Below are 18,057 nucleotides of genomic sequence, written 5' to 3' on the forward strand. Positions count from 1 at the left end.
GGATGTCTCCTGAAGGTGGGTGGGGATGGGTCCGGGTCAGCCCTTGGTCGCACCCGCGGCGAGACCGCCGATGATGCGCCGCTGGGCGACGAAGAAGATGAGCAGCATCGGCAGCGCCACCATCACGGTGCCGGCCATGATCGCGCCCCAGTTGGTGTAGCCCTCCTGGCTACGCAGGAACATGAGGCCGATGGGCAGCGTGCGCATGTCCACGGTGCTCGTCACGATGAGCGGCCACACGTAGTCGTTCCACTTGGCGAACATCACGATGAGCGTGCCGGTGAGGATCATCGGGCGGCTCATCGGGATGACGACGCTCCACATCCGCCGGAGGTGACCTGCGCCGTCGAGCTTCGCGGCGTCCACCACCTCGTCGGAGACGCGGCGCATCTGCTGGTAGATGAGGAACATCGCGAACGCGCTGCCGATGCCGGGCAGGACGATGCCGAGGTAGGTGTTCAGCCACCCGAGGTTGCCCACGGTGATGTAGTTGACGAGCAGCGTCACGTGCCCGGGGAGCATCATCGAGCCGAGCATCAGCAGGAACAGCGGCGTCTTCCAGCGGAACCGCACGAACGCGAACGCGTAGGCGCTGAGCACCGCGAGACCGACCTCGAGCGTGGTGCCCGAGACGGTGGTGATGAGCGAGTTGAGGAAGAAGCGGTCGAACGGCGCCGCCGTCCAGGCGTCGGAGAAGTTCGCGAGCTCGAGCGCGGTGGGGATCCACTGCAGCGGGTACACGTAGATGTCGTGCTCCGGCTTCACCGCCGAGGTGAACAGCCACACCAGCGGCAGCACGAACACGGTGAGCGTGAGGGCCAGGAGCACGTAGAGAGCGAGACGCACGGCGAGAGGACGGCGCACCCGGCGCGGGGGCGCCGTCGTCGGCACGTCGGCGGAGAGGGCGGCGTCGGCGACGGCGGAGCTCGCCGTGGGCAGGGGACGGACGTCGAGGCTCATGAGTAGTGCACCTGCCTGCCGGCGGTTCGGGTCTGGACGATGGTCACGCCGAGCAGCACGAGGAAGAGGACCGTCGCGGCCGCCGCGGAGGTGCCGACGTCGAACCGCTGGAACGCCTCCTCGTAGACCATCCACGTGAGCGTGGCGCTCGAGTTGCCCGGCCCGCCGCCGGTGAGCGTCGCGATGATGTCGAACGCCTGCGCGGCGCTGATGATCCCGGTCACCGTGAGGAAGAACGTGACGGGGGAGAGCAGCGGGCGCGTGATCGACCAGAACAGGCCGAACCCCCGGGCGCCGTCGAGCTCGGCGGCCTCGTACACGTCGCGGGGGAGGTCCTGGATCGCCGTGTAGTAGATGATCGCGACGAAGCCGAGGCGCTGCCACGTGTACGCGATCGTGATGGCCCAGATCGACCAGTCCGACGTCGTCGTCCACGAGGGCGACGTGAGCCCGAACAACCCGAAGAACCAACGGCTCAGCCCGTACGTGGGGTCGAACATGAACAGCCAGAGGATGCCGACGGCGGCGCCCGGCAGCATGTGCGGAGCGAACGCCATCGTGCGGGTGAAGCCGGAGAACTTCAGCCGCTGGGACAGCAGCTGGCCGATCGCGAGCCCGCCGGCGAGGCTCCCGACGACGGCGACCCCCGTGAAGATCGCCGTGTTCCCGAGGACCGTGTAGAAGTCGTCGCTCGTGAACAGGTCCTGGTAGTTGGCCAGCCCGATCCACTCCGGGGCGGCGGCGACCATGTCCCAGTCCATGAAGCTCAGCACGACGTTGTAGATCGTCGGGTAGTACGAGAAGACGAGGATCGCGGCGAGGTTCGGCAGGATCAGCGCGCCGAACAGGAGGGCCTCGCGGCGGTTCGAACGGCGGCGGTTCCGCGTGACCGGCCGGGACGGCGCCGCCACCGCTGCCTGGCCGGGGCGCGGCGGGTCGACGACGGCGGTCACGGCCGCGCCCCCTGCGGCGCACGGCGGCGCGGGGTCGTGGATGGTCGTTGAGGCACGCGTGGCTCTCCCCTGCTGATCAGTTCGCACCGGACCGGACGAACGTAGGAGCGCTCCGTGAATGCGACGCCGCCCACCCGCGGACCGGCAGGTGAACGGCGTCCGACGGCGCCGCGAACGCGCGCCCGGTGCGCTCGCGGGCGACGTCGAGGCGCCGATGTCGCCCGCTCACCCGCAGTTCTTCCGGTTGTCACCGGACGGGCCTACGTTGGGCGCACAGCCGGACTCTCGCAGAGGAGACGCACGTGGCCGTCGCACGATCCGCCGTCGCCGTCCTGAGCACGCTCGCCGTCGCGGCGCTCGGGCTCACCCTCGCTGTCACGCCCGCGGCCGCCGGTGGCGGCGGGTCGGGAGGCGGCTCGGGAGGCGGCTCGGGGGGTGGCGGCCCGAGCCTCCGCGTGGCCACGTTCAACGCGTCGCTGAACCGCGCCGCCGCCGGCGAGCTCGTGGCCGACCTCAGCACGCCCGACGACGCGCAGGCCGCCACGATCGCCGAGATCCTCCAGCGCAACCGGCCCGACGTCGTCCTCCTCAACGAGTTCGACTACGTGCCGGACCACGTCGCCGTCGACCTGTTCCGCGACAACTACCTCGAGGTCTCCCAGGGCGGCGCCGAGCCGATCGAGTACCCGTACGCGTACGTGGCGCCGTCGAATACCGGCATCCCGAGCGGGTTCGACCTCAACAACGACGGGACCGTGGGCGGCGGCGACGACGCCCTGGGGTTCGGGCTGTTCGAGGGGCAGTACGGCATGGTCGTGCTGTCGCGCTACCCGATCGTGGAGCGCGACGTGCGGACGTTCCAGACGTTCCTGTGGAAGGACATGCCCGGCGCTCTGTTGCCGGACGACCCGGCCACGCCCGAGCCCGCGGACTGGTTCACGCCCGAGGAGCTCGACGTCGTGCGGCTCTCCAGCAAGTCGCACTGGGACGTGCCGGTGCGGGTCGGCCGCGACACGGTGCACGTGCTCGCCTCGCACCCCACGCCGCCCACGTTCGACGGCCCGGAGGACCGCAACGGCCTGCGCAACCACGACGAGATCCGGTTCTGGGCCGACTACGTCACACCCGGCAGGGCGTCGCGCTACATCGTGGACGACGACGGCGAGCGCGGCGGTCTGTCGCGGAACGCCTCGTTCGTCGTGGTCGGGGACCAGAACGCCGACCCGCTCGACGGTGACTCCGTGGACGCCGCGATCGACCAGCTGCTCGACCACCGCTGGATCACCGACCCGCTGCCGACGTCGGACGGCGCCGTCGAGGCGGCGTCGCTGCAGGGCGGGGCCAACACCGCCCACGCCGGTGACCCGGCGTACGACACGGCGGACTTCGCCGACACCGCGCCCGGGAACCTCCGCGCCGACTACGTGCTGCCCTCGCGCGACCTGCGCGTGCGCGACGCCGGCGTGTTCTGGCCCGTGGCGGCCGATCCGCTGTCCAGACTGACGGGCGTGTTCCCGTTCCCGAGCAGCGACCACCGGCTCGTGTGGGTGGACCTCGGCGACCCGGTGCTGGGCGAGCCGCTCGCGCAGGCGCACGCGCACAACGACTACGAGCACGACCGGCCGCTGTACGACGCGCTCGAGCACGGCTTCACGAGCGTCGAGGCAGACGTATGGCTGGTGGACGGCGAGCTGCTCGTGGCGCACGACGCCGTCGACCTCGACCCCGAGCGCACGCTCGAGAGCCTCTACCTCGACCCGCTCGACGAGCTCGTGCGCGGCAGGCACGACAGCGTGTACCCGCGGTGGGACGGGACGTTCCAGCTCCTCATCGACATCAAGACCGAGGCCGAGAGCACGTACGCCGCGATCGAGGCCGCGCTCGGCGAGCATCGCGACCTCTTCGCGCGGTACTCCCGCGGCCGCGTGCACGACGGCCCCGTCCGGGCGGTGATCAGCGGGAACCGCCCGCTCGAGACGATGGCCGCGGCTGACCGCCGCTACGGCTTCTACGACGGCCGCTCCGGCGACCTCGGCTCAGGCCTGCCAGCGTCCCTCATGCCGCTCGTGAGCGACAACTGGGCGAACCTGTTCACGTGGCAGGGCGTGGGGGAGATGCCCGCCGGCGAGCGGGACGCCCTGCACGCCTACGTCGCGCAGGCGCACGACGCCGGGTACCGCGTGCGCTTCTGGAACACGCCGGATGCGGCCGGCCCGGCTCGGGACGCGGTGTGGGCCGAGCTGCGCGACGCCGGCGTCGACCACATCAACACCGACGACCTCGCCGGCCTGGAGGCGTTCCTCGACGACGACGACGCCTGAGCGTCGCCGGGTGCGCCGCGGGCTTTCCTCCGGTCGCGACTGGGGTCGATTCGGGAGCACCCGGCTCCCGAATCGACCCCGCTCCGGTGGCTTCAGGGTCGGGCCGCGGACCGTCGCCCGGGCGTCACCAGGTCAGGCTCTGAGCGGCTCGGCGTAGCAGCGCACCTCGGCGACGGCGGCCGACGGGTCGCCGTTCGTCGCGTGCACCACGAGCCGGAGCGCCCGGGTGGCCACGACGCCGGGCAGATCGTGCCCGCGGCGGCGAGCGGCGTTGTCCGTGACCGTCAGGACCCGGCGCCAGTCGCCGTCGTCCACGGTCCCGGCACTCCCGAGCACCTCGATCGAGTACGACCGCGCGCCCTGCGGGTCGCGGTACCCGGGCGGGCACCTGTCGTACTCGCGCAGCACGCTGCCGGCGAACGTCAGCTCCACCCGGCCGACCTCCCGCTCGGCGTCCCAGGCCAGCTCGAGCCACTGGTCGAACGGCTGCGCCGGGTCGGAGCGCCACACGTTCGTCGACCGGTGCGGACGCGTCACGCCGGTGAGCGCCTGCGAGGCAGGCCAGGCGGGCTGCGGGGGCGACACGCGGTGCGCGAGCGTCACCGCGTCGAGGTACCGGCGCATCCGGCCGGACGCGATCCGCACCCCCGACACGGAGCCCGGCACGACGCTGCCGGCGCGGTGCCACGAGATGTCCGGGTCGGCGTCGAGGTCGAGGCGGACGTACCGCACGTCGACGCCGTCGTCGGAGGACCCCAGCTCGTCCGCGCCGAGCGCGACGTCCCACGTGACCCACACGCGCTCGCCCGGCGGCACCACGAGATCCGCCTTCGCGAGCACCGGGGCGTCGTCGATGCGGTAGTCCCAGATGTGGTCGACGGCGAGCAGCCGCGCGCCGATCGTCCGCGCCTCCGGGGTGGGGTTCGTCAGGCAGACGGCGACGGAGTCGAGCCCTGGTGCATCCGCCCCCGTGCCGACGGCGATCCACTGCCCGCGCACCTCGGCGAGCGCATCACCGGGCTTCGAGTGGTTCCCGAGCCCGCCCGTGACGCCCACGGCATCCGGGTCGGCGCCGTACGCGAGCGCCGTCGACGACGCTCGCACCCGCGCGGTCCGGGCCAGGTCGAGCGGGTCGGCGTTCGCCACCGACGGCAGGAACGCGCCGTCGCGCAGCAGCTGCTGCTGCACGGCGTCGATCGCCTCCGACGCGACGGAGTGCACCGCCACGCCGTCGCGCACGGCGATCGCCGCCGCCGTCCCCGCGGCCTGCCCCATGATCGCCGTTGTCGCCTGCACCCGGACCGAGCCGAGGGCCACGTGCGTCGCCGACACGTTCCGCCCCGCCATGAGCAGGTTCGGCACGTCCAGCGCGATCAGGGAGCGCAAGGGGATCCCGAACGGCCCGACGTACGCGGCGACGGCGGCCGGCGCGGTCGTCAGGTGCCCTTCGGCCGCCGTCGGCTCGCTCGTCTCGGCCAGCAGCCCGCCCGGTGTGTGCAGGTCGATGTTCCAGCCGCCGTACGCGATCTCGTCACGGTGCGGCTCGGCGCGGAACAGGTCGGCCTCCGTCATGAGGTGCTGGCCCATGATCCGGCGGCTCTCGCGCTTGCCCGGGACCTGCCCGATCCAGTCGAGCGCGTACGTCCGCGCGCGCTCGCGCAGGTGCGGGTCGGAGTTCTTGATCCAGTCCCACACGCCCAGGGCGTGCCGCGTGAGCTCGTGACGGATCGTCTCGGCGTCGTGGATCGTGTGCCACGGCACCCCGATCTCGATCCACCAGTAGCCACCCTTGAGCGTCGACGGCCTGCGGCCTCCCCGGTAGAAGAACGCGGCGTCGTCGTAGCGCACGGCCCAGTCAGGCAGCTCGAACTCCACCGGGCGCCCGACGTCCTTCGTCTTGATGTGGATCGAGTTGCCCATGACGTCGTCGGACGCCGCCTCGGGCGCGTGGGGCTCGCCGAACTCCGCGCGACCCTCCGTGCCCATCCGCCACGGCGCGCCGGCGAGGGCGGCCACGACGCCGTCGCCTGTGCAGTCGACGAAGACATCGCCGCTGAACGTCGTCTCGGTCTCCGCGCTGGCGGTGTACCCCACCACCGCCTCGATCCGCTGACCCGCGCCCAGTACGACGTCGCGCACGGCCGTGTTGAGGTGCAGCGTCAGGTTCGGCGTCCGCTCCACGAGGTCGTACATCGTGAGGTCCCAGACGCTGTTCGTGAAGCCGTTCTCGAAGATCTCCTCGTGGTTGAGCAGGCGTTCGCGCTCGAGGAGATCGCCGACGACGCCGGTCTCCCGTGCATAGGCGTGGTAGTTCCCGGCACCGCGCGGGACCACCCGCACCTCCGAGGAGCTGTTCCCGCCGAGCACGGGGCGGTCCTGGACCAGCACGGTCCGCAGGCCGAGGCGGGCAGCGGAGACGGCGGCGCTCACGCCGGCGAGGCCCCCTCCGCAGACGACGACCTGGGCACGTTCCTCACGATGACGCACGGGACTCCTTCGGTGGTGGATGGGGCTCAGCCCTTGAGGCCGGTCGTGGCGATGCCGGCGATGAGCTTGCGCTGGAACAGCAGGAAGAACACGAAGACGGGGAGCAGCGAGACGAGCGACATCGCGAAGAGCTGACCGTAGGAGGACTGGCCCATCGCGTTGACGAACATCCGCAGCCCGAGCGGCACGGGGTAGTCGTTGAGGTCGCTCAGGTAGATGAGGGGGCCGAGGAAGTCCTCGTACGTCCAGATGAACGTGAAGACCGCCGTCGTCGCGAGCGCCGGCACGGTGAGCGGCAGCATCACGGAGCGGAAGGCGCGCCAACGGCCGGCCCCGTCGATCTCCGCGGCCTCGTCCAGCTCCCGGGGGATCCCCCGCATGAACTGGACGAGCAGGAAGATGAAGAAGGCGTCCGTCGCGAGGAACTTCGGGACGATGAGCGGCAGGTAGGTGCCCACCCATCCCACGGCCGAGAACAGCGCGTACTGCGGGATCAGCGTGACGTGGCCGGGCAGCATGACCGTGCCGAGCATGACGGCGAACCACACCTTCTTGAGCGGGAAGCGCAGCCGGGCGAACGCGTACGCCGCGAGGGTGCACGCGATGAGGTTCCCGGCCACGGCTCCGGCGCAGATGAGGAACGAGTTCGTCAGGAAGGTGCCGAACCCGGGCGGGTTCGCGTTCCATCCGGCGGGGTAGCTCGCGAGGTCGACTCCGGACGGCACGATGGTCGGGCTCGCGAAGATCTCCTCCTCGGGCACCACCGAGCTGCGAGCCATCCACAGCAGCGGGTACAGCGTGGCGACGCAGAGGAGCAGCATGAGGCCGTGCCACGCGAACGTGGCGAGCGGCGCCCGCCGCGCGGGTCGGCGTCGGGCAGGTGGCACGGCGGGCGACGGCGTCGCGCGCGTGAGGTGGGCGGGTGTCGGTGCGGTGGTGGCCATCAGCCCGTCAGCTCTCGTCCGCGTAGTGCACCCAGCGGCGGGCGCCGAGGAAGTTGATGGCGGTGAACGTCGCGATGATGGCGACGAGCACCCACGCCATCGCCGAGGCGTAGCCCATCTCGAACTCGCCGAACCCCTTGATGTAGAGGTACAGCGTGTAGAAGAGCGTCGAGTCGACGGGGCCGCCGGTGCCGTTCGAGATGATGAACGACGGCGTGAACGCCTGGAACGCCACGATCGTCTGCATCACGAGGTTGAAGAAGACGAGGGGCGTCAGGAGCGGCAGCGTGACGGACGCGAACCGCCGGACGGTGCCCGCGCCGTCGACCCGCGCCGCTTCGAGCAGCTCCGCGGGGATCTGCCGCAGACCGGCGAGGAAGATCACCATCGGGGACCCGAACTGCCAGACGGCCAGGACGATCAGCGTGAGCAGCGACGTGGACGGCGACGCGATCCAGTTGGGACCCGAGATCCCGAGGAACGCGAGGATCTGGTTGATCGCGCCCTCGCCGCCGAACAGCTGCCGCCACAGGATCGCGATGGCCACGCTGCCGCCGAGGAGCGACGGCAGGTACAGCGCCGCACGGTAGAACGACATGCCGCGCAGCGTCCGGTTCATGAGGACGGCGAGCCCGAGCGCGACGGCGAGCCGCAGCGGCACGGAGGCCAGCACGTAGGTGAACGTCACGCGCAGCGACTGCAGGTGGCGCGGGTCGTCCGTGAACATCGTGCGGTAGTTGTCGAACCCGACCCACACGGGGTCGTTGAACAGGTCGTAGGACGTGAACGACAGGTACGCGGACGCCGCCATGGGACCGATCACGAGCGCGGCCAGCCCGACGAACCAGGGCAGGAGGAACAGGTAGCCGGCGCGGGCCTCGCTCCGTGCCCGCGCGGGCGGCCGGGGCCGGCGAGCCGGCCTGGTCGCCCGCGCGGCGGCGGCGGGTGCGGTGGGGACGGACACCCTGACGCTCAGCCTTCCGCGTCGGCGAAGAACGCGTCGACGGCGTCGTCGATGCTCGTCTGCCCGAACGCGACGGCCTCGGCGAGCTGTCCCAGCAGTGTCCGGGAGTCGGCGAACCCGTCCGGCCACAGGCGGTTCAGCGGGCGCGAGTTCTCGGCCACGATGTCCATGTACTCGACGGCGGGCAGCTCCTCGTCCGTGACGGACTCGGCGATCTGCGCCCGCGCCTCGGCCGTGGGCGGGATGCCGAGCGTCGCGCCGAGCTCCTCGACGGCGCCGGGGTCGTTGACGAGGTGGTCGATGAGGTCGGCGGCGCCCTGCGGGTTGCCGGACGTCGCGGAGATCGACCACAGGCTCGCGGCGTTGATCCACAGGCTCGGGTGCTCCGTGTTGTGCGGCGGGAGGCCGATGTCGAGGGCGGAGTCCGTCACGGCCTGCAGGGCGACGTAGTCCTGGGTCCACGCGAACGAGGCGGCGGCGCGCCCGGTGGCTAGCGGGCTGCCGGGCATGTTGCCCGCGGACTCCGCCGTGACGTCGGCGGGCGGCACGGATCCCGCCTCGCGCATGTCGGCCCACAGCTGCAGCCACGCCCGCAGGTCGTCGGGCGTCGCGTTGAGCGAGCCGTCGTCCGCGTAGAACTCCCGGCCGCTGTCGCGCACGTACAGGATGAACAGGATGAGGTCGCCGCTCCCGTCCTGGACGCCCCAAGTCTCGCCGGCGCTCGCCATCCGGACCTGGTCGGCGAACGCCGCGAGGTCGTCCCAGGTCCACTCGCCCGCCGGTGCGTCGACGCCGAGCTCGCCGAGCAGGTCGGCGTTCGTGACGAAGCCCGTCGCGTTCGTCGCGGCGACGACGCCGAAGCTTGCGTCGCCCACCGTCCCGAAGTCGCGGATTCCCGCGTCGAGCCCGCTCGTGTCGAGGTCGACCTGCGAGAGGTCGAGCAGCGAGTCCCGCTCGGCGTAGGTCGGCAGCTGGCTCGCGGCCTGCATGACGACGTCGGGCAGGTCGCGGCCCGCCACCAGCGTCGCGAGCTTGTCCCAGTAGCCGTCCCACGGCTGCGGCTCGACCGCCACCTCGGGACCGCCGGCCTCGGTGAAGGACGCGATCGCCGCGTCGAGCGCCTGGTTCTGGTTGTCCACCCCCCACCAGGTGGCGCGGATGGGCGCGTCGGACGCAGGGCCGACCGTCTCGTCGGCACCCGGGGCGTCACCGCCGCCGACGCCGCAGGCGGCGAGCGCGAGGGCCAGCGAGGCGGTGACGGCGGCGGCTGCGGCCGGGCGACGGATCGTGCGACGGGGTGTGTGCCGGGTGGACTTCATCGTTCCTCCAGGAGCCGAGCGGCGGTGGCGGCGTTACAACGTTAGACAAGTGTGACAGCGTGAGCGGCGGCGTTGTCAACTGTGCGTTCGGCCGTCCTGCTCGGCTGATTACCGGAGGCGGGGAGCGATATGTTGTGGGGTATGTCAGATCCGGTATCACCCTCGGGAGGGCCGCCCGGCGCGCCGCAGGAGGAGGCGCAGGCCGCCCCGGGCCGCTCCGCGCGCGCGGGGAAGGCAGTCGGCATCAAGGACGTCGCCGCGCGCGCCGGCGTCTCGTGGAAGACCGTCACGAACGTCATCCACGGGCGGCCGAACGTCGCGCCGGCCACCCGCCGTCGCGTCGAGCGCGCGATCGCCGAGCTCGGCTACCGCGCGAACCTGGCCGGGCGGCAGCTCCGGCACGGCCGGACCGGGCTCCTGGCCGTGAGCGTGCCGGACCTGGCGACCCCTTACTACGCGGACCTGGCGCGATCGGTCGTCCAGCGCGCCCGCAAGGACGACTACACGGTGCTCGTCGACGAGACCGGACACTCGATCGCGCGGGAGACCTCCGCCGCCCGGGGCTACCCGGTCCGCTTCACGGACGGCGTCCTGCTGAGTCCCTCGCGCCTGACCGGGCCGGAGATCGCCGCGTTGCGCACGGACACGCCGCTCGTGCTCCTCGGAGAGCAGGCGGACTCGGGAGGGTTGGACCAGGTCAGCATCGACAACGTGGGCTCGGCTCGCGAGGCCACGCGCCACATGCTCACGCTCGGGCGGCGACGCCTCGCCTTCCTGGGCGCGGAGATCGGCCCGCACCGCAAGGCGTCGTCATTGCGCATCGCGGGCGTGCGCGCCGAGCTGGCGGCGTGGGGCGGCGACGCCGAGCTGGCGCTCGTCGAGACCAGCGAGTACAGCCGGTCCGAGGGTTTCGCGCGGACGCGCCGGGAGTACGAGGCCGGTGCGCGGCACGACGCACTGATCTGCGCGACCGACCTCCTCGCCGTCGGCGCGCTGCACGCGCTCGCCATGCTCGGGCTGCGGAGTCCCGACGACGTGGCGGTGCTCGGCTGGGACAACGCGCCGGAGGGGGAGTACGCCTGGCCCCCGCTGACGACCATCGCACCGGACATGGCGGAGTTCGGCTCCCAGGCGATCAACCTGCTGCTCGCGCGCATCGTCGAGCCCGCCGCGCCCGCCCGCCGCAGCGTCGTCAACCATCGCCTCGTGGTGCGCGCGAGCACGCTCGGGAGCGCCGCGACGTTCAACCCCGCCGTGCCATACCAGATCCGGCATGAGCGCCCGTCCCCGGGTGAGCTGATCCGCGAGGCTCGCGTGCGCGCCGGGCTGACGCAGAGCGCGCTCGCCAGCCAGATCGGGAGCTCGCAGGCGCTCATCGCGCGCTACGAGGCAGACGCGGTCAGCCCCACCGTGCGGTCGCTCGACCGCATCCTCGAGGCGCTCGGGTCCGACCTCGAGATCGGGTCACGGCCGCCGGCGGCGCCTCGGGCTCAGGCCGGCGTGAAGGGCGTCAGGCAGAACGGGTGACCGGCCGGGTCGAGCAGGACCGTCCAGCGCGGATCGGGCTGCCGGTCCGGCCGCGTCGCCCCACACTCGAGGGCGAAGGCCGTCTGCTCCGCGAGATCGAAGTCGTCGCTGCTCAGGTCGAGATGAACGATCGAGCTTCCCGGCCATGATGGCCGGCGGTGATCCGCGACCCGTTGCGCGATCAGCACCACGCTTCCGGCCCGGACCGCCGCGGCTTCGGCGCCGTCCCACAGCAGGGTGCCGCCGAGCAGCTTCCGGTAGAACTCGGCGAGCTCCCTCGGATCGGCACAGTCGAGCGAGATCGCGGCGATCGCCAGCTCCGGGCGGCGGCGTTCCATGGGCTGAGTCAACCAGTCACGGCGGCGTCGCAGGGTGCAGCGCCGGACCCGGTGGTGAGCCTGGCGGTAGCGTCGCGCGGGTGCACTTCTCCGAGTACGACACCCGGCTGGCCGCGTACGCGGTGATCGTCGACGAGTCCGGCGGCGCCGAGCGCATCCTGCTGACCTGGTTCAACGGCGGCACGAGCGGTCTCCGACCCTGCTGGTCCCTGCCCGGCGGCGGCGTCGAGTACGACGAGAGCCTCGAGGAGGCGGTCGTCCGGGAGGCGAAGGAGGAGTCCGGGTACGACGTCGAGCTCGGCGTCCCGTTGGTGACGAGCACGTTCACCGACGCCACCGGGGAACGGCCGTACAAGGCCGTCCGGATCCTGTACACGGCGACGGTGGTCGGCGGCACGCTGGGCACGCTCGAGGTCGGGGGCACCACCGACCGGGCGGAGTGGCGCGACCTGGACCGGGTCGCCGAGGAGCCGCGTGCCGACGTCGTGCGGATCGGGATTCGCGCCTGGCGGGACCGGGTCCGATGAGCCGGGCCGGGTGACGCGTCGGTCGAGCTCGTACCTGAGCGACGAGATCGATCTCCCGGATGTCCGATCTCGTCGCCACGGTACGAGCTCGGCGCCGGCGTGGCGCCGCCGCGAGACACCTCGCGGCACGCGACGTCCGTGAGCCTCGAGACGCCACCGCAGGGCTTCCGCCGCGTCAGCGCGCGGTTCACACCTCAGGTAGCTCGAGCTGGCTGAGTCGGGAGTACGCGCCGGTCATGTGCTTCTCCGCGGCGGCCCGCGCCACCGCAGGATCGCCGCCGGCCAGCGCCTCGCGCAGCTCGAAGTGCTCCGAGAACCCGACCGTGGGGAAGTCGGGGAAGTTGACGTTGCGCGTGTGCAGGAAGAACGACACCTGGCTGCGCAGCGACGTCCAGACCCGTTGCAGCCGGGCGTGGTCCGCGGCGTCGTAGATCACGTCGTGGAAGGCCAGGTCGAGGGCCACGGCCTCCTGCGGCGCCACGGAACCCGATGTGCCCTTCATCGCCTCGAGGACACGGTCCATCTCCGCGAAGTGCGCCGGCGTCAGGCGCGTCGCGGCACGTTCCGCGGCGAGAGCCTCCATCGCGGTCCGCAGCGTGTGCACCTCCTCGACGTCGCGCCGCGTGAGCACGCTGACGAATGCCCCGCGGTGACGGCGGATCTCGACCTGCCCCTCGGCCTCGAGGATCGCGAAGGCCTCGCGGACCGGCCCGCGACTGACGTTCAGGGCGGCGGCGAGCTCGGTCTCCCGCAGGTGCTCACCCGGGCGCAGCTCGCCGGTCGCGATGCGTTCCCGGAGCTCGCGCACCACGTACTCGCCGAGCGACGTGCGCGGTGGTGCCGCCCACCTGACCTGGCTCATCGAGTGCGCGTCCGCGCCGCCGGGCGGGCGTGCTCCGCCGTCGGCCGCCTCCATCCGTGGGGAAGTCCCCGCATCCCCGGTCCTTCCTCTCGTCCTGCGCCTGAGTGTGCACCCGCACCGGTCCGGACGGGCGGCACGCCACAACTCTAGAGCATGTCGATGATTGATTGTTGACAATCTGCGATCGGCGACCGTACGTTAACGCTCACATCGACGACGGCGGACGCGAGCCGCCGTCGGACCGGTCCCGGCGCCCGTGCGTCGGTCCGGCCAGCACCACCGCCAGCACATCGACGTGACCCGAGAGGCAGTGACCAGGCGTGACCACAGCGGTTCCCACCCAGGACGTGAACCCCGGCATCTCCAGCGAGCGCGCGTTCCCGCGCAACGCACCGAGCGACCCGAGCGCACCGCACGTCGCCGCCGCGCGTGTTCAGGTGCACGCGGACGACGACGCCGGCCCGCTCACCCGTCTGTGGGAGAGCGTGGGCTACGACGAGATCAACTGGACCTACACGCCGACGGGCCGCCACCTGCTCGGCACGTTCGGTGAGCTCACGACCACCGGCTACCACGTGCGTCCGCACTACGTGTTCTGCTCCGGCTCCGGTTTCGGCATCCCGCACTGGGGGAACGGGAACGTCTACCACGAGGACGCCGAGGGCAACGTCACGTACGACTTCACGATCGTCGACCAGACGTACGACGCGATCGTCGAGGCCGGCCACCACGTGCTCGTCGAGCTCGCCTTCACTCCGCGCGACCTGCTGCCGCCGGAGGCCGAGGAGCTCGCCGTCGTCAGCAGCCCCACGGTGTACTCCGCGTACGAGGCGGGCCAGTGGTCCTACCCGCCGCGCGACTACGGCCGCTGGCGCGACCTGGTCGCCGCCCTCGCCGCGCACTGCCTCGAGCGGTACGGCGCCGAGGAGGTCGACACGTGGCTGTGGGAGCTGTGGAACGAGCCGGACATCTTCTACTGGCGAGGCACCCCCGAGCAGTTCTACGACCTGTACGCGGTCACCGCCGAAGGCGTGCGGAGCGTGCTGCCGCAGGCGAAGGTCGGCGGCCCGGCCGTGACGGGGGGCGGTGCCGAGTTCCTGCGCGGCTTCCTCGCCTACACCGAGGCGCACGACGTGCCCGTCGACTTCGTCTCGTTCCACACGAAGGGCTCGGCGTTCACCCCGTGGCGCGTCTACGGGCCGACCGGCGGTCCCGCACCGGCGAAGCAGAGCCCGTCGGCGCACAAGATGCTCCACGAGATCCGCACGATGCTGCGGGTGATGGCCGAGTTCCCGGCCTACAAGACGCTCCCGGCGATCGTCGACGAGTGCGACGCCGGCGTCCCGGCGCACTACTCCTTCTACGACAACGCGAACTTCGTGTTCCAGAACACCGAGTACTACCCGGTGTTCCAGGCGAAGCTCATGAAGAAGATCCTCGACCTGTCGGACCTCGAGGGCGCCAACGTCCAGCAGGCGACGTCGTGGAGCTTCTACTTCGAGGGCGAGCGCTACTTCGAGGGCACGCGGTCGTTCCTCACGGCCGGCGGCGTGGAGAAGCCGTTCCTCAACGCGTACCGGATGCTGGCGAGGCTCGGCGAGCGCCGCGTCACCGCGACCTCCGACGCCGCCCACGGCGTCGACCTGCTCGACGAGGCCGCGGGCCGGAGCATGCCGGAGGAGGTCGACGTCCTCGCCTCGCGCGCGCAGGACGGGTCGGTGGCGGCGCTGGTGTGGCGTCACACGGACGACCAGTACCGCACCGCCGAGTCCGCGACCCCCGTGACCGTCGACGTGACGGGCCTCGCCGCGGGCGCCTACCGGCTGACGCACCAGCGGATCGACGCTGAGCACAGCAACTCGCACACGGTGTGGCAGGAGCTCGGCGCACCACAGGTCCCGACCGACGAGCAGCTCGCCGCGATCCGTGAGCGGCAGGGCCTCGAGGAGCTGGAGCCGGCGCGCGAGGTGACGGTGGGCGACGACGGCGCGGTCAGCCTCGTGGTCGACCTCCCGCTGCCCGCGGTGTCGTTGCTCGTGCTGGAGCCGGTCCGGTGAGCGCCGCGGCACTCCCGGCGGCGCCGATCACCGCCACCGTCGAGATCGCGCCCGGCGTCCACGTCCCCCAGGTGGGGCTCGGCGTCTTCCAGGTCGCGGCCGACGACGTCCAGCCCGTGGTCGAGGAGGCGCTCGAGGTGGGCTACCGCCACTTCGACACCGCCGCCGCGTACAACAACGAGGCCGGCGTGGGTGCGGCGGTCCGCGTCTCGGGGGTGCCGCGCGAGGACGTCGTGGTGACGTCCAAGCTCCGCAACGGCGAGCAGGGGTACGAGTCGGCGCTGCGCGCCTACGCCGACACGTGCCAGAGGCTCGGCCTCGACCGGCTCGACCTCTACCTCATCCACTGGCCGAACCCCGAGGCGGGGCTCTGGCCCCAGTCGTGGCGCGCGTTCGAACGCCTCCGGGCGGATGACGACGTGCGGGCGATCGGGGTGTCCAACTTCCTCCCGGAGCACCTACGCCGGCTCGCGGCGGAGGCTCAGGTGCTCCCCGCGGTCAACCAGGTCGAGCTGCACCCCACCCACACCCGGCCCGACGTCGTCGCCGCCTGCCGCGACCTCGGGATCGTCGTCGAGTCGTACTCGCCGATGGGGCAGGGGCAGGACCTCGGCGGCGCCCCGGTCCTCGCGGCGGCCGCAGCGCACGGCGTGACGCCCGCGCAGGTCGTCCTGCGCTGGCACCTGCAGCACGGGTACGTGGTCATCCCGAAGACGACGTCGCGGGCGCGGCTCGTCGAGAACCTCGACCTCGACTCCTTCGAGCTCGCTCCGGAGGAGATGGCGGCGATCGACGACCTCGACGCCGGCCGGCGGATCGGTAACGACCCGAGCACGTTCTCGATCAGCCAGATCCGCTGACATCCCTGACCCACATCGGTCCACCGACAACCAGGAGGGTGCTCGATGGCGAGCCCATCGCTCATCGCCGAGGCGACGGCCACGAAGCCGGCGCCGCCGCGACCGGCCCGGCCGGTGAAACGACCCGGCCAGCGCGCCCGAGAACGCCGCAGGAACCTGTGGATCTACGCGTTCTTGCTGCCGACGTTCGTGCTGTACGGCATGTACACGCTCTACCCGATGGTGGCCAGCTACTGGTACTCGCTGGTGGAGTGGAACGGCTTCACGGCCGACCAGACGTTCGTCGGTCTCGCCAACTACCAGGCCGTGCTCGCTGACCCGATGTTCTGGTCGTCGGTGCGGATCACGTTGCTCTTCCTGCTCATCGTGGCGCCGCTGCGGGTGTTCGGGGCGTTCGCGCTGGCGATCCTGCTCAACTCGCCGAGGCTCCCGTTCACGTCGTTCTTCCGCACGGCGTACTTCCTGCCGGTCGTGACGACGACGGCGATCGTCGGCGTCGTCATGCGCTTCATCCTCGACCCGGCCAGCGGGCCCGTGGCCGCCGTCCTGCAGCTGTTCGGCGCCGGACCGGTGGACCTGCTCGGGTCGTCGTCGACGGCGCTGGTCACCTCCGGCGTCATCTACGTGTGGAAGTTCTTCGGCATCACGATGATCTACTGGCTCGCCGCCCTGCAGACGATCCCGCGGGACCTCTTCGAGGCGGCCCGGATCGACGGGGCCGGGGCGGGGAAGATCTTCCGGCACATCACGCTGCCGATGCTGATCCCGTTCCTGCTCATCATCTCGGTGCTGACCATCGAGGACTGCTTCCACGCGTTCGACCTCATGCAGTCGATGACGGCGGGCGGTCCGTTCTTCTCCACCGAGATCATCGAGATCTACATCTACCGCTTCGCGTTCGCCGCCACGATCCCGCAGCTCGGGTTCGCGTCGGCCGCCGCCGTGCTGTTCGGCGTGCTGGTGCTCGTGGTCGTGGCCGCACAGGTCTGGGCCACGGTGGTCTCCCGACGGCTGCGGGCCCGCGCATGAGCGCCGTCGTGGCCGGCGACCGCCGTCGGACGATCCGCCGCCGGCTGCCGTGGTGGCTGCTCGCCGTCGTCCTCCTGGCGCTCGCGTTCGTGTGGGTGTTCCCGTTCATCTGGATGCTCTCGGCCTCGCTGAAGTCCTCGGCGGAGATCTTCGCGGGCGGGCTGGGGCTGGTGCCCGAGACCCTGCAGTGGGAGAACTACTCCCGCGCCTGGGAGGACGGCAACTTCCGGGTGTACCTGCTCAACACGGTGATCGTCACGGTGGCGACCGTCGTCATCGTCGTGGTGCGGTGCGCGCTCGCGGGCTACGTGCTCGGGCGGTACAAGTTCCCGGGGTCGCGGCTCGTCATCGGGATCCTCGTCGCCACGCTGTTCGTGCCGACCGGCTACACGATCATCCCGATCGTCAAGCTCTCCCTCGAGCTCGGCCTGCTGGACCAGCTGTCCGGCATGATCCTGGCGCTCGCCGGCGGCGCCAACGTGGCGTCGATCCTCATCTACGCGGGCTACTTCCGGGGCCTGCCGCAGGAGCTCGAGGAGGCGGCGATCGTCGACGGCGCGGGCTTCCTGCGCACGTTCAGCCGGATCATGCTGCCGCTGTCGATGCCTGTGACGGCCACCGTCGGCATCCTCACGTTCCTGTTCACCTGGAACGCGTTCTTCCTGCCGCTGGTCTTCTCGTTCAGCAACCCTGCCCTGCGCACCGTGAGCGTCGGGATGCAGGCGTTCGTCGGGGAGAACTCCACGGACTGGCCCGGCATGGCCGCGGCCGGCGTCATCTCGCTCCTGCCCATCGTGCTGCTGTTCGCGTTCATGCAGCGCTACTTCGTCGAAGGCATCGCCGGCGCCGTCAAGTCCTGACGTCCGCCGTCGCCGTCCCGCGACACCACCCGTCAGCACCACCACTCAA

15 protein-coding genes and 1 pseudogene are annotated in these 18,057 nt (G+C 71.5%); 8 read left to right on the forward strand and 8 right to left on the reverse strand.

The genetic code is table 11. The features are described from left to right. Nucleotides 1–36 precede the first annotated feature (36 nt). Together BCAV_RS07690 and BCAV_RS07695 are read right to left on the reverse strand one after the other, a co-directional pair. Complete coding sequence (locus BCAV_RS07690; RefSeq protein ID WP_015882024.1) at nucleotides 37–960, reverse strand: carbohydrate ABC transporter permease; 924 nt, start codon at nucleotides 958–960, stop codon at nucleotides 37–39. Continuing rightward, a complete protein-coding gene (locus tag BCAV_RS07695; RefSeq protein ID WP_015882025.1) occupies nucleotides 957–1,913 on the reverse strand; it encodes a carbohydrate ABC transporter permease in 957 nt (318 codons plus the stop codon). Before BCAV_RS07695 ends, BCAV_RS07690 begins: the two co-directional genes overlap by 4 nt. Nucleotides 1,914–2,245: 332 nt before the next feature. Between BCAV_RS07695 and BCAV_RS23185 the strand changes: the two are divergent. Beyond that, nucleotides 2,246–3,469: pseudogene (locus BCAV_RS23185) on the forward strand (endonuclease/exonuclease/phosphatase family protein); the annotation flags it as partial. A 558-nt stretch (nucleotides 3,470–4,027) separates the two neighbouring features. Then, nucleotides 4,028–4,234, forward strand: a complete 207-nt coding sequence (locus BCAV_RS23570) for a PI-PLC domain-containing protein (protein ID WP_342618260.1) — start codon at nucleotides 4,028–4,030, stop codon at nucleotides 4,232–4,234. 132 nt (nucleotides 4,235–4,366) lie between these two features. Here the strand turns inward: BCAV_RS23570 and BCAV_RS07705 are convergent, their stop codons facing one another. The 4 genes from BCAV_RS07705 to BCAV_RS07720 are packed head-to-tail and all read right to left on the reverse strand — an operon-like array spanning nucleotide 4,367 to nucleotide 9,948. Further along, complete coding sequence (locus BCAV_RS07705; protein WP_015882027.1) at nucleotides 4,367–6,721, reverse strand: FAD-dependent oxidoreductase; 2,355 nt, start codon at nucleotides 6,719–6,721, stop codon at nucleotides 4,367–4,369. A 26-nt stretch (nucleotides 6,722–6,747) separates the two neighbouring features. Next, nucleotides 6,748–7,665, reverse strand: a complete 918-nt coding sequence (locus tag BCAV_RS07710; protein ID WP_015882028.1) for a carbohydrate ABC transporter permease — start codon at nucleotides 7,663–7,665, stop codon at nucleotides 6,748–6,750. Nucleotides 7,666–7,672: 7 nt separating this feature from the next. Further along, nucleotides 7,673–8,629, reverse strand: coding sequence for a carbohydrate ABC transporter permease (locus BCAV_RS07715; protein ID WP_015882029.1), 957 nt, complete (start codon nucleotides 8,627–8,629; stop codon nucleotides 7,673–7,675). Nucleotides 8,630–8,637: 8 nt separating this feature from the next. Beyond that, nucleotides 8,638–9,948, reverse strand: coding sequence for an ABC transporter substrate-binding protein (locus tag BCAV_RS07720; RefSeq protein WP_015882030.1), 1,311 nt, complete (start codon nucleotides 9,946–9,948; stop codon nucleotides 8,638–8,640). A gap of 141 nt (nucleotides 9,949–10,089) precedes the next feature. Here BCAV_RS07720 and BCAV_RS07725 point away from each other — a divergent pair, with 141 nt between their 5' ends. Continuing rightward, nucleotides 10,090–11,475 carry a substrate-binding domain-containing protein gene (locus tag BCAV_RS07725; RefSeq protein WP_050761690.1) on the forward strand — a complete coding sequence of 462 codons (1,386 nt, stop codon included), beginning with the start codon at nucleotides 10,090–10,092 and terminating at the stop codon, nucleotides 11,473–11,475. Here BCAV_RS07725 and BCAV_RS07730 read toward each other — a convergent pair. Continuing rightward, the gene (locus BCAV_RS07730; protein WP_015882032.1) at nucleotides 11,439–11,813 is read right to left on the reverse strand and encodes a VOC family protein; all 375 of its coding nucleotides are present in this window, start codon (nucleotides 11,811–11,813) and stop codon (nucleotides 11,439–11,441) included. The two genes, BCAV_RS07725 and BCAV_RS07730, sit on opposite strands and share 37 nt — an antisense overlap. 80 nt (nucleotides 11,814–11,893) lie before the next feature. On the opposite strand from BCAV_RS07730, the gene BCAV_RS07735 reads away from it, so the two are divergent. Then, nucleotides 11,894–12,340: an NUDIX hydrolase gene (locus BCAV_RS07735; protein WP_015882033.1), complete on the forward strand. Its 447-nt coding sequence runs from the start codon at nucleotides 11,894–11,896 to the stop codon at nucleotides 12,338–12,340. Nucleotides 12,341–12,527: 187 nt separating this feature from the next. On the opposite strand, the gene BCAV_RS07740 is transcribed toward BCAV_RS07735, so the two are convergent. Continuing rightward, entirely contained in the window at nucleotides 12,528–13,202 is a 675-nt protein-coding gene (locus BCAV_RS07740) for a GntR family transcriptional regulator (protein ID WP_043349045.1), read from the reverse strand. Between the two features lie 320 nt (nucleotides 13,203–13,522). Here BCAV_RS07740 and BCAV_RS07745 point away from each other — a divergent pair, with 320 nt between their 5' ends. The 4 genes from BCAV_RS07745 to BCAV_RS07760 are packed head-to-tail and all read left to right on the forward strand — an operon-like array spanning nucleotide 13,523 to nucleotide 18,008. Continuing rightward, on the forward strand, nucleotides 13,523–15,259 hold the full coding sequence (locus BCAV_RS07745; protein ID WP_015882035.1) for a GH39 family glycosyl hydrolase: 1,737 nt from the start codon (nucleotides 13,523–13,525) through the stop codon (nucleotides 15,257–15,259). Then, nucleotides 15,256–16,119, forward strand: a complete 864-nt coding sequence (locus BCAV_RS07750) for an aldo/keto reductase (protein ID WP_015882036.1) — start codon at nucleotides 15,256–15,258, stop codon at nucleotides 16,117–16,119. Before BCAV_RS07745 ends, BCAV_RS07750 begins: the two co-directional genes overlap by 4 nt. 45 nt (nucleotides 16,120–16,164) lie before the next feature. After that, nucleotides 16,165–17,148: a carbohydrate ABC transporter permease gene (locus BCAV_RS07755; protein ID WP_015882037.1), complete on the forward strand. Its 984-nt coding sequence runs from the start codon at nucleotides 16,165–16,167 to the stop codon at nucleotides 17,146–17,148. Then, on the forward strand, nucleotides 17,145–18,008 hold the full coding sequence (locus BCAV_RS07760) for a carbohydrate ABC transporter permease (RefSeq protein ID WP_015882038.1): 864 nt from the start codon (nucleotides 17,145–17,147) through the stop codon (nucleotides 18,006–18,008). The genes BCAV_RS07755 and BCAV_RS07760 overlap by 4 nt, the downstream gene beginning before the upstream one ends. The last annotated feature ends 49 nt before the right edge of the window (nucleotides 18,009–18,057 follow it).

The sequence above is a fragment of the Beutenbergia cavernae DSM 12333 genome (assembly GCF_000023105.1).
GTDB classification, from domain to species: domain Bacteria; phylum Actinomycetota; class Actinomycetes; order Actinomycetales; family Beutenbergiaceae; genus Beutenbergia; species Beutenbergia cavernae.